This window comes from Azonexus sp., from assembly GCF_047638095.1.
Lineage (GTDB): Bacteria > Pseudomonadota > Gammaproteobacteria > Burkholderiales > Rhodocyclaceae > Azonexus.
The window spans coordinates 48,901-60,156 of the sequence record NZ_JBLJBW010000013.1 but is presented as its reverse complement, the minus strand read 5'-3'; the positions used below and the strand labels follow the sequence as shown (position 1 = coordinate 60,156).

The following is an 11,256-nucleotide window of genomic DNA, read 5'->3' as shown; positions in this document are numbered from 1 at the left end:
GCCGCCTGGGCAAATTCACGCCGCGCGGCGCGCTCGTAGATCATGCTTTGACGAAACTTTAAGAATGCGTGGATAATCGGCCGCCCGCGGCCGAAACTCTGATCGGCCCTAGTACACAGGAGCAGCGCGTGGAATTTAGCATAAAAAGCGGTAGCCCGGAAAAGCAGCGGTGCGGCTGCGTCATCGTCGGCGTGTTCGAGCAGCGCCAGCTTTCCTTACCCGCCGAGTTACTGGACAAAGCCTCCAACGGTGCCTTGAGCGACATTCTGCGCCGTGGCGACATGACCGGCAAAGCCGGCACCACGCTGCTTCTGCACAACCTGCCGGGCAGCCTGTGCGAGCGCGTTTTGCTGGTTGGCTTGGGTAAAGCCAAAACCTTTAACGCCGCTGCCTACATCAGCGCCATTCGTCTGGCGGTCAGCACGCTGGCGGCGACACACTGCAGCGATGCCGCCCTGTTTCTCAGCGAAACCCAGGTCAGTGGCCACGATATCGCCTGGCAGCTGCGCCAAACGGCGTGCACTGCCTTGCAAGCAGCTTACCGTTTCGAGCAGTTCAAATCGGAAAAAACGCCGGTCAACCTGCGCAAACTCACCTTGATGATCGCCCGACGCAGCGAAATCGCCGCAGCCGAACAAGGCTTGCGCGAAGGTATTGCCATCGGCCAAGGCTGCGCTTTCAGCCGCGATCTGGCCAATCTGCCGGGCAATGTCTGCCACCCGGCTTATCTGGCCGACACCGCACGCAAACTGGCCGATGACTACGGGCTTTCCTGCGAGATTCTCGAAACCGAGGCCATGGCCAAACTCGGCATGCACGCCCTGCTCGCCGTTGCCCGCGGTTCCGCCCAGGCGCCACGGCTGATCGTGCTGCATTATCGCGGCGGCAAAAAAGAGGCCGCGCCGGTCGTGCTCGTCGGCAAAGGCATCACTTTCGACTCCGGCGGCATCTCGCTCAAGCCCGGGGCTGACATGGATGAAATGAAGTACGACATGAGCGGTGCCGCCAGCGTACTGGGCACGCTCAAGGCGGCGGCCAGCATGGCCTTGCCGATCAATCTCACCGTCATCGTGCCAGCGGCAGAAAACATGCCCGACGGCAACGCCACCCGCCCCGGCGACATCGTCAGCTCGCTTGCCGGCAAGAGCATCGAGATTCTCAACACCGACGCCGAAGGTCGCCTCATTCTCTGCGATGCGCTGACCTACGCCGAACGCTTCAAGCCGGCAGTGGTCATCGACGTCGCCACCCTCACCGGGGCTTGCGTGGTGGCACTCGGCCATATCGCCACCGGCCTTTTTTCCAGCAAACCCAATCTGGCTCGGGCGCTGTTGCGGGCGGGCGAAGAATGCCACGACCGCGCCTGGCAGCTGCCTTTGTGGGACGATTATCAGGATTTGCTGAAAAGCCCGTTCGCCGACATGGCCAACATCGGCGGGCGCTGGGGCGGGGCCATTACGGCAGCCTGTTTCCTCGCCCGATTCACCGAAAAATACCCCTGGGCTCACCTCGACATTGCCGGCACCGCCTGGAATTCCGGCAAGGACAAAGGCGCGACCGGCCGCCCAGTGCCTCTACTCAGTCACTATCTGCTGCATTACAGCGAGAGCGAGGCGTGACCACGGTTTTTTTCTATTACGACGCAAGCGATGCCCTCGCGGCAGCCTGCGCGCTGGTCAAGGGTGTCTGGAAAAAGCGTAACCCGCTGCTGATCTACGCCCCGGACCCCAATTTGGCGAATTCCCTGGATCGCGCCCTGTGGAGCACGGAGGCTGCTAGCTTCATTCCGCATTGCCGGGCCGATTCGCCGCTTGCCGCTGAAACCCCCATACTGATCGCGGCCCAACTCGATCAGGTGGCACAGACAGAACGACTGATGAATCTTTCGCGCGACATTCCCCCAGCCTACCAACGTTTCACCACCTTGGTCGAAGTCGTCAGCCGCGCCGAAGACGACCGGCTTGCGGCGCGCGCACGCGTGCAGCACTACCGTGCCGATAACTGCGCCATCCAGTTTTTCGACCTCAGCCAGCGCTGACTTCCGCCATGCCCAGCCCCATTCTCGCCCGCGCCGATGCCTTGATGCAGCGGCACAGCCCCGGCCAATCCGCCAGCCACGAAGTCGTAGAAGACTTTCCACTGCTCACCGACGCCTTCGACGAAGAAGACAACATTCCCATCCTGCTGCAGGTGGACACGCCCCCCCCATCCCTTTTATCGCCCCCGCAGACGCAAAGCGCGCATGACCCAACAAAATTTGCGGCAGACTTGGCGCAAGCGCTCGAAAAACAACTGCACGCCGCCCTGCCGGCCTTGATTGAGCGCGCCGTCGCCGAGGTCATGGCACAGCAAGTTACGGTGCTGCCATCTGCCGCCATTACAGAGTAAACAGCGCAGAGGTAAACAACGCCGACTGAACGGCACCTACGAAACATTGCCACAGCTCCCTGACGCGCGTGCTATATTGCGCGCCCGGATTTCCCCCCGAGAAGCATCGTGCTCAACTTTGATGTACTCATCATCGGCAGCGGCCTCGCCGGCCAAACTGCGGCATTACGACTCGCTGACCAGCGCCGGGTAGCGCTCATCAGCAAACGCAAACTGGAAGATTCGGCCTCGGGCTGGGCGCAAGGCGGCATCGCCGCAGTGCTCGACACGCAAGATTCCATCGACGCCCATATCCACGACACCTTTGTTGCCGGTGCCTGGCTCAATGATGCCAAAGCCACCTGCTTCGTCGTCGAAAACGGCCGCCGCGCCATTCATTGGTTGATCGACCAGGGCGTACCGTTCACCAAAGACGATACCGGCTACCACCTGACCCGCGAAGGCGGCCACAGCGCCCGCCGCGTCATTCACGTGGCCGATGCCACGGGCGCCGCCGTGCAGAAAACCTTGACGGCCAAAGTGCGCACGCACCCCAATATCGAAATTTTTGAAGATCACATCGCCGTTGATTTAATTACCGGAAAACATCTCGGCCATGCCGAAGACAACCGCTGTTACGGGGCTTATGTGCTCGATGACAAGAGCGGCGAAGTGCGCACTTTTGTCGCGCCCAACACCCTGCTCGGCACCGGCGGGGCAGGCAAAGTTTATCTCTTTACCACCAATCCCGACACTTCCACCGGCGACGGCATCGCCATGGCCTGGCGCGCCGGCTGCCGCGTGTCGAACATGGAATTCATCCAGTTTCACCCGACCTGCCTCTATCACCCCGAGGCCAAATCCTTTCTCATTTCCGAGGCCGTACGCGGCGAAGGCGGCCTGCTGAAGCGCCCCGACGGCAGCCGCTTCATGCCCGAACACGATGCGCGCGCCGAACTTGCGCCGCGCGACATCGTCGCCCGTGCCATCGACTTTGAAATCAAAAAACACGGCCTGGACTGCGTTTATCTTGACATTTCGCACAAGGGCGAAACTTTCGTCCGCGAGCATTTTCCCAACATTCACGCCCGCTGCCTGGAGCTGGGCATCGACATCACCCGCGAGCCGATCCCGGTGGTACCCGCCGCCCACTACACCTGCGGCGGCGTCGTCTGCGACCTCAATGGACGTACCGATGTCGCCGGGCTCTATGTCGCCGGCGAAACCTCTTGCACCGGCCTGCACGGTGCCAATCGGCTGGCCTCGAACTCCCTGCTCGAATGTCTGGTATTTGCCGAGGCTGCCGTCAATGACATGCTGGCGCAGCCTACCGCGCCGCTGCCCAAAGTGCCCGAATGGGATGCCAGCCGCGTCACCGATGCCGACGAGGAGGTGGTGATTGCGCACAACTGGGACGAACTACGGCGCGCCATGTGGAATTATGTGGGCATCGTGCGCACCACGAAACGCCTGCAACGTGCGCTACACCGCGTACATCTTTTGCGTAGCGAAATTCAGGAGTTTTACGCGCATTTTCGTGTCAGCCACGATTTGATCGAATTGCGCAATCTCGTCTTGACGGCTGAACTCATCATACGCTGTGCCTTGCTGCGCAAGGAAAGTCGCGGCCTGCACTATTCCCGCGACTATCCTGAATTACTGGAAAAAGCCCGCAGCACGGTGCTCAAGCCGCCCCGCCCGAAACGCTGAGTTCGCGTCGCCAGCGCAGCAGGACGCGCAAACGGCGAAATTCCTCGGCGCTCAATCTGTCCGGCGTAAGCACAAGGCTTACCCGCTGACGACTTACCAGCAACTCCAGGCGCAGCACCGTCAACCAAGGATGCACCGTGAGCGCCGGCAAACAACGGGCCGCCAGAAAATCGCCGCCGGCGGCGCATTGCAGCGCGAAACCCCCCGCATCCGTAATTTCCAGCGTGAGAGTTTCCCGGGCATTTCCCCGGGCGGCGCGCCGGAGCAGCCTACACCCCCACAGAACCAGCGCCACAAGTGCCACCAGACGCAGCAAGACATGCGCCGGATAAGCGAGCAGCAGAGCGCCTGACAACACCAACAGCAACACCAGCAGACGGCGCTGCCAACGCGAAGGGTGCAGCCGGAAATATTGGGGCGGCTGCACGCTTGGCTCGTTGGATTTAGACCTGACTCAAACCCGCTTGAAAACCAGCGAGCCGTTGGTGCCGCCAAAGCCGAAGTTGTTCTTCAGCGCAATATCGATTTGCATCGGGCGCGCGGCATTGGCGCAGTAATCCAGATCGCACTCCGGATCCTGATTGAAGATATTGATCGTCGGCGGCGAAATCTGGTGGTGAATCGCCAACACAGTAAACAAGGACTCCACCCCGCCAGCACCGCCCAACAGGTGGCCGGTCATTGACTTGGTCGAATTGACGACGATTTTCTGCGCCGCATCACCAAAAGCCGCCTTGATGGCATCCGATTCGTTCTTGTCGCCCAGGGGAGTCGAGGTGCCGTGCGCATTGACGTACTGTACATCGGCTGGCGTGACACCGGCATTTTTCAGCGCATTGACCATGGAGCGGCGCGGGCCGTCCATATTCGGCGCGGTGATGTGGTAAGCATCGGCGCTCATGCCGTAGCCGGCGACTTCGGCGTAGATTTTCGCACCCCGCGCCTTGGCATGTTCGTATTCTTCCAGCACCAATACGCCCGCACCTTCGCCGAGCACGAAACCATCGCGGTCTTTGTCCCAGGGACGGCTGGCCGTGGCCGGATCGTCGTTACGTGTAGACAATGCACGCGCCGCGCAGAAGCCGCCCATGCCGAGCGGCGACACCGTCGATTCCGCGCCACCCGCGACCATTACGTCGGCATCGCCGTACTCGATGATGCGCGCCGCCTCCCCGATCGAATGGGTGCCGGTCGTACACGCCGTGACGATGGACAGATTCGGCCCTTTGAAGCCGTACTCGATCGACAGATTGCCGGAAATCATGTTGATGATCGAACCCGGCACGAAGAAGGGCGACACCTTGCGCACGCCGGCGGCGGCGTATTCTTCCTTGGTGGCTTCGATCAGCGGCAAACCGCCAATCCCGGAACCGATCGCTACGCCCACCCGCTCCGGGTCGGCCGCGCCCGCTTGATCCAAGCCCGCATCGCGCACCGCCTGCATACCAGCGGCCAGGCCATAATGGATGAAGGTATCCATGCGGCGAGCGTCTTTGGCGGAAATGTATTGCGTGATGTCGAAATTCTTCACCTCGCCGGCAAACTGCACGGGAAAAGTCGAAGTATCGAAACGGGTAACCGGGGCAATGCCGGACACCCCGGCAATGATGTTCTGCCAGCCTTCGGCGACCGAATTACCGACCGGGGAAATCAGGCCGAGGCCCGTAATAACAACTCTGCGACGTGCCAAGGTGCGCTCCGCATAAAATAGCAAGGCCGGCCTTGCGGGCCGGCCTCGTCAGGTTAAATCCAGTAGAAATGCTTCATCACCGGCCAGGCCGGCAAGGAATTACTTCTTATTGGCGAGGATGTAATCGACAGCTTGCTGAACCGTCGTGATCTTCTCAGCCTGGTCGTCCGGAATTTCACACTCGAATTCCTCTTCCAGGGCCATGACCAGCTCAACGGTGTCCAGCGAATCCGCGCCCAGATCGTCTACAAAAGAGGACTCATTCTTGATGTCCGCTTCGTTCACGCCCAGTTGTTCGGCGACGATCTTCTTGACGCGCTCTACGATGTTATCCATGCAAAAAACTCCTTCCCCTCGGGGGTTCGAAAAAAAACGTGTTGATTCTACCAAAAGCCAAGCCCGGTGTAATCAATCCATAAACATGCCGCCATTCACATGCACGGTGGTACCCGTGACGTAAGCGGCAGCGGCTGAAACGAGAAAACCGACGGCACCGGCGACATCTTCCGGCGTCCCGGCACGGGCCAGCGGAATCGTGGCCAGCATGGCGGCGCGCTGCTCTTCGCTCAGCGCCTGCGTCATGTCGGTGGCAATGAAACCAGGGGCGACGCAATTCACCGTAATGTTGCGGCTGCCCAGCTCGCGCGCCAAAGAACGGGTCAAACCGGCAACACCGGCCTTCGCGGCGCAATAGTTGGCCTGCCCGGCATTGCCGGAATAGCCGACGACCGAAGAAATATTGACGATGCGGCCAAAGCGCAGCTTCATCATGCCGCGCATGACGCCGCGCGACAGACGAAATACCGCTTTCAGATTGGTATCGATCACCGCGTCCCATTCGTCATCGTGCATGCGCAAGGAAAGATTATCGCGGGTGATGCCGGCGTTATTGACCAAGATACCGATCGCGCCAAACTCCTTGGCAATATCGGCGAGCAGCGTATCGGTTTGTGCCGTATCGGTCACATTGAGCACCACACCTTTGCCTCGCACACCAGCTTCAGCAAGATAAGCACTGATTTGCGCCGCGCCGTTTTCACTGGTCGCTGTACCGACCACGGTTGCGCCCTGGCGGCCCAATTCGAGCGCAATGGCACGGCCGATACCACGGGTGGCACCGGTCACGAGGGCAATTTTATCGTTCAGCATGGCTCACTCCAGCGTCAGATTAGCGTCAATGGCTGCCGCATCGGCGAGTGCCACACCGGCCACGCCCTCGGCGCAGCGCTTGGTCAAACCGGCCAGCACCTTGCCCGGGCCGCATTCGGCCACCGTCGTCACGCCCATGGCGGCCATTTTCTGGATGGTTTCCACCCAACGCACCGGTTTATAGGCCTGGCGAACCAAGGCGTCCTTGATACGCGCCGGATCGTTTTCAATCGCCACGTCGACGTTGTTGATGACCGGAATCCGCGGCGCTTTGAAATCCAGTTCTGCCAACCGCGCCGCCAGTTTATCGGCGGCCGGGCGGATCAGCGAAGAATGGAAGGGGGCCGAGACCGGCAGCGCCTTCGCCATTTTCGCACCGCGTTCCTTGCAGGCGACCATGGCGCGCTCGACGGCGGCCTTGTGGCCAGCAATCACGGTCTGACCGTTGGCGTTGAAGTTGACCGGCTCGACCACTTCACCCTGCGCCGATTCGGCACAGGCGGCAACGATACCGGCATCGTCCAGGCCAAGCACGGCGGCCATCGCCCCGGTGCCGAGCGGCACCGCCTCCTGCATGGCGGCGGCGCGCAGGCGCACCAGCGGTACGGCATCCTTGAAGTCGATGACGCTGGCTGCAACCAGCGCCGAGTACTCGCCCAGGCTGTGTCCTGCCACCACGGCCGGTAGGCGACCGCCTTTTTCCAGCCACAAGCGCCAGGCGGCGATGCCGGCGGTGAGCATGACCGGCTGGGTGTTGACGGTTTGCGTCAGCAATTCGGCCGGGCCGTCGGCGACCATCGCCCACAGATCGTCGCCGAGCGCGGAGGAAGCTTCGTCAAAAGTGGCGCGCACCACGGCGGCATCGCCGTAAGCGGCCATCATGCCGACACTCTGTGAGCCTTGGCCGGGAAAAACGAACGCGAAAGACATCTCGGGCATCTCCTGTAATCAGAATTCAAGCAGGGCAGCGCCCCAGGCAAAACCGCCGCCTATCCCTTCGAGCAGCACCTTCTGACCGCGCTGGATGCGTCCGTCACGCACCGCTTCATCCAGCGCCAGCGGCACTGACGCGGCCGAGGTATTGCCGTGGCGGTCGACCGTAACGACAACTTTTTCCGGCGCAATGCCGAGTTTTTTGCCGGTCGCATCGATGATGCGCAAATTAGCCTGGTGCGGAATCAGCCAATCAATCGCCGACGTTGCCACACCGGCTGCGGCGCACACTTCCTCGGCCACTTCCGCCAGTACGCGCACGGCAAATTTGAACACCGCCTGTCCGTCCATGCGCAGAAAAGGGTCGCCCGTCACCTGGCCGCCGCAGACCTGCCCTGGCACGTTGAGGATGCCGGCGTAACGTCCATCGGCGTGCATGGCACTGGCCAGAATGCCGGGGGTTTCGGAGGCCGCGAGGACGACCGCGCCGGCACCGTCACCGAACAATACGCAGGTGCCGCGATCCTGCCAGTCGAGGATGCGCGAAAAGACTTCCGCGCCGATCACCAGGGCTTTTTTATGGCTACCCGAACGGATAAATTTTTCGGCAATCCCCAGCGCGTAAGCAAAGCCGGCACATACCGCCTGCACGTCAAAAGCGGTTGCCCCGCGATTATTGAGCTGCGCCTGAATCAAACACGCCGTACTGGGGAAAATAAAATCCGGTGTCGAGGTGGCAACGATGATCAGATCAAGCTGTTCCGCATCGACTCCGGCCATCTCAAGGGCGCGCCGCGCCGCTTCCAGGCCGAGCTGACTGGCGGTAGTGCCGGGCGCGGCCAAATGACGGCTACGGATGCCGGTGCGTGTCGTAATCCACTCATCCGACGTTTCGATGCCGCGCGCGGCCAGCGCCGCGTTGCTCACCGCCTCCCCGGGCAGATAACTGCCGGTGCCGATAATCCGTGCATACATATTAGGAAACCTCCGCCGCCGGCAAATGCGCCATTTGCTCGGCGATCCGCTCGACCACCCGGTTTTGCGCTGCATCGCGGGCGCGGGCCAGGGCTTGGTAGAAAGATAAAATATCGGCCGAACCGTGGCTTTTTACAGAAATGCCTTTCAAACCCAAGAGCACTGCGCCGTTGTAACGGCGCGGATCGAGCCGCTGCTTGAAACGCTTGAGCACGGGCAAAGCCAGTATGGCGACGGCCCTGGTCAGCCAATTTCGGGAAAACTCGCTTTTCAGCAAGCTGGCCAACATGTGCGCCACCCCTTCCGAGGATTTCAGCGCCACATTGCCCACGAAACCATCGCAAACAATGACATCGGCTTCGTGGCGATAGATGCCGTCGCCTTCGACGTTGCCGACGAAATTCAGTCCGGACGCCTTGAGCAACTGCGCGGCTTCCTTCACCACCTCGTTCCCCTTGATGTCCTCCGAACCGATATTGAGCAGCCCGACACGCGGGCGCTCCAGCTGATCGACGGCGGAGGCCAGCATCGCCCCCATCACACCGAATTGCAGCAAATCTTGCGCCGAACAATCGACGTTGGCCCCAAGATCGAGCATATGCACATGCCCGCCGTCAGCCGTTGGCAAAATCGGGCAAAGCGCCGGGCGGTCGATACCCGGCAACATTTTCAGCACGAAACGGGAAATTGCCATCAAGGCCCCGGTATTGCCGGCCGAGACACAGGCGTCGGCCTCGCCGGCCTTGACGAGATTGAGCGCAACGCGCATCGATGCGTCTTTTTTACTGCGCAGCGCCTGCGCCGGTGCCTCATCCATGCCAATGACCTCTGAGGCATGCTGTAGACGCCAGCGGCTGTTCGCCTCCTCGCCTTGCAGCAAAGGGCGCACCAAAGCCTCCTGACCGACCAGGATGAGCTCAACCGCCGGATTATCCTTGAGAAAACGGAGCGCCGCCGGCACCGTCACCGACGGTCCGTGGTCCCCCCCCATGCAATCAATGGCGATGCGGGTTGTCATGGCAAAAGAAAGGGCAGGCGCTTCGCAAGAAGCCCTGCCCCCACCTCAATGCTTTACTCGCCCTTGCCCTTCATGACTTTCTTGCCACGGTAAAAACCGCTCGGCGACACGTGGTGACGCAAATGCGTTTCACCGGTGGTTTGCTCGATCGCGATCGGCGCAGCGCTCAAAAAATCGTGCGCGCGGTGCATGCCACGCTTGGACGGGGATTTCTTGTTCTGTTGAACGGCCATTTTCTTACTCCAAAAAAATCAGTTGGGCTTACCCTTGAAACCGGCCAGCGCAGCAAACGGATTGATCCGCTCACCCGCCTCGGCGGTACCAGGCAAAACACAGTGTTCGTGGCGCGGTGCCACCGGCAGGGAGAGAAGAATTTCGTCCTCCACCAGTTCCACCACATCCAATTCCTTTTCCAGCGGGAGAAAATCCCGGCTGTCGTCTTCCAGTTCATCTTGGGAAAGCTCGGCATCGACTGGCACCAACTCCAGCAGGTTATCGACTTCCACTTGAAAAGGAATGGCACCCAGACAGCGCTGACAAGCCAGAGGAATCACCCCCTCCACCGTCAAATGCAAGAGGAACTCCCCGCGCGCACCGCGCCGACCTTCCAGTTGCCAACTGAGCTCACCCGACACTTCCGCCAGCAGATCATGCAGGCGCTCCAAACCGGAAACCGCCGTCGTTCCTTGAAGAACGCGAGCTTCACGGGCAAAGAGAAAGGCGTCGTTGATCCTTTTCAATTTGAATCTGTTGCGACTTAAACGGCGGATGATATTATTTTCGGCTCACCAAGTCAAAGAAAAACCCAGCACACGCCATGTCCGCACCGCACGTACCGCTCGTTCTCGCCTCCACCTCTCCCTATCGCCGCGAGCTGCTCGCCCGTCTCGGGCTGCCGTTCACCGTCGCCAATCCGCACACCGACGAAAGCCCCTTACCCAACGAGGCAGCAGAAGCCCTTGCCTTACGCCTGGCCGAAGCCAAGGCCCGCGCTGTGGCCGCCGCCCACCCCGGGGCGCTCATCATCGGCAGCGATCAAGTCGCCGTCGCTCAGGGCAAAATCTACGGCAAGCCCGGCGATCTGGCACGCGCCACGGCGCAGCTGCGCGAACTGTCCGGGCAAAGCGTTACCTTCTACACCGCACTGTGCCTATACGACAGTCGCAACGACCACTGCCAGATCGAGGGCGTGCCGACCCAGGTCGTTTTTCGCGCACTCAGTGAGCGCGACATTGCACACTATCTGAGCCGCGAAGAGGCCTGCAACTGCGCCGGTTCCGCCAAATCCGAGGGCCTGGGGATTGCGCTGCTGGAGCGCATCCGCGGCGACGACCCCAACGCCTTGATCGGACTGCCGCTGATCGCTTTGTGCCGCATGCTGCGCAGCGCCGGCCTCGATCCCCTCACCTGAGCA

At 61.1% G+C, this 11,256-nt stretch carries 14 protein-coding genes; 5 read left to right on the top strand and 9 right to left on the bottom strand.

All coding sequences use genetic code 11. The features are described from left to right. The first annotated feature begins 128 nt into the window (after positions 1–128). The 4 genes from ACM62Q_RS05235 (at position 129) to nadB (ending at position 4,077) form a co-directional block, all read left to right on the top strand. The gene (locus ACM62Q_RS05235; RefSeq protein ID WP_415034275.1) at positions 129–1,619 is read left to right on the top strand and encodes a leucyl aminopeptidase; all 1,491 of its coding nucleotides are present in this window, start codon (positions 129–131) and stop codon (positions 1,617–1,619) included. Beyond that, the gene (locus tag ACM62Q_RS05230; RefSeq protein ID WP_415034273.1) at positions 1,616–2,038 is read left to right on the top strand and encodes a DNA polymerase III subunit chi; all 423 of its coding nucleotides are present in this window, start codon (positions 1,616–1,618) and stop codon (positions 2,036–2,038) included. The genes ACM62Q_RS05235 and ACM62Q_RS05230 overlap by 4 nt, the downstream gene beginning before the upstream one ends. A gap of 8 nt (positions 2,039–2,046) precedes the next feature. Beyond that, positions 2,047–2,388, top strand: coding sequence for a hypothetical protein (locus ACM62Q_RS05225; RefSeq protein ID WP_415034271.1), 342 nt, complete (start codon positions 2,047–2,049; stop codon positions 2,386–2,388). A gap of 105 nt (positions 2,389–2,493) precedes the next feature. Beyond that, positions 2,494–4,077, top strand: coding sequence for an L-aspartate oxidase (nadB, locus tag ACM62Q_RS05220; RefSeq protein WP_415034283.1), 1,584 nt, complete (start codon positions 2,494–2,496; stop codon positions 4,075–4,077). On the opposite strand, the gene ACM62Q_RS05215 is transcribed toward nadB, so the two are convergent. The 9 genes from ACM62Q_RS05215 to ACM62Q_RS05175 all read right to left on the bottom strand — a co-directional run bounded on the left by ACM62Q_RS05215 (position 4,052) and on the right by ACM62Q_RS05175 (position 10,582). After that, complete coding sequence (locus ACM62Q_RS05215; RefSeq protein WP_415034269.1) at positions 4,052–4,504, bottom strand: protein YgfX; 453 nt, start codon at positions 4,502–4,504, stop codon at positions 4,052–4,054. The genes nadB and ACM62Q_RS05215 overlap by 26 nt on opposite strands. A gap of 27 nt (positions 4,505–4,531) precedes the next feature. Continuing rightward, positions 4,532–5,767: a beta-ketoacyl-ACP synthase II gene (gene fabF / locus ACM62Q_RS05210; protein WP_415034267.1), complete on the bottom strand. Its 1,236-nt coding sequence runs from the start codon at positions 5,765–5,767 to the stop codon at positions 4,532–4,534. A 99-nt stretch (positions 5,768–5,866) separates the two neighbouring features. Next, positions 5,867–6,103 (bottom strand): acyl carrier protein, encoded by a 237-nt coding sequence (acpP, locus tag ACM62Q_RS05205; protein WP_027458475.1) that lies wholly within the window; start codon positions 6,101–6,103, stop codon positions 5,867–5,869. 72 nt (positions 6,104–6,175) lie between these two features. After that, positions 6,176–6,916 (bottom strand): 3-oxoacyl-ACP reductase FabG, encoded by a 741-nt coding sequence (gene fabG / locus ACM62Q_RS05200; RefSeq protein ID WP_415034265.1) that lies wholly within the window; start codon positions 6,914–6,916, stop codon positions 6,176–6,178. Positions 6,917–6,919: 3 nt separating this feature from the next. After that, complete coding sequence (gene fabD / locus ACM62Q_RS05195) at positions 6,920–7,846, bottom strand: ACP S-malonyltransferase (RefSeq protein ID WP_415034263.1); 927 nt, start codon at positions 7,844–7,846, stop codon at positions 6,920–6,922. An 18-nt stretch (positions 7,847–7,864) separates the two neighbouring features. Further along, on the bottom strand, positions 7,865–8,824 hold the full coding sequence (locus ACM62Q_RS05190; protein ID WP_415034261.1) for a beta-ketoacyl-ACP synthase III: 960 nt from the start codon (positions 8,822–8,824) through the stop codon (positions 7,865–7,867). A 1-nt stretch (position 8,825) separates the two neighbouring features. After that, complete coding sequence (gene plsX, locus ACM62Q_RS05185; protein ID WP_415034259.1) at positions 8,826–9,842, bottom strand: phosphate acyltransferase PlsX; 1,017 nt, start codon at positions 9,840–9,842, stop codon at positions 8,826–8,828. Positions 9,843–9,895: 53 nt separating this feature from the next. After that, positions 9,896–10,075 carry a 50S ribosomal protein L32 gene (gene rpmF / locus ACM62Q_RS05180; protein WP_415034257.1) on the bottom strand — a complete coding sequence of 60 codons (180 nt, stop codon included), beginning with the start codon at positions 10,073–10,075 and terminating at the stop codon, positions 9,896–9,898. Positions 10,076–10,093: 18 nt separating this feature from the next. Then, the gene (locus tag ACM62Q_RS05175; protein WP_415034255.1) at positions 10,094–10,582 is read right to left on the bottom strand and encodes a YceD family protein; all 489 of its coding nucleotides are present in this window, start codon (positions 10,580–10,582) and stop codon (positions 10,094–10,096) included. Positions 10,583–10,659: 77 nt separating this feature from the next. On the opposite strand from ACM62Q_RS05175, the gene ACM62Q_RS05170 reads away from it, so the two are divergent. Further along, positions 10,660–11,253: a Maf family nucleotide pyrophosphatase gene (locus ACM62Q_RS05170; protein ID WP_415034253.1), complete on the top strand. Its 594-nt coding sequence runs from the start codon at positions 10,660–10,662 to the stop codon at positions 11,251–11,253. The last annotated feature ends 3 nt before the right edge of the window (positions 11,254–11,256 follow it).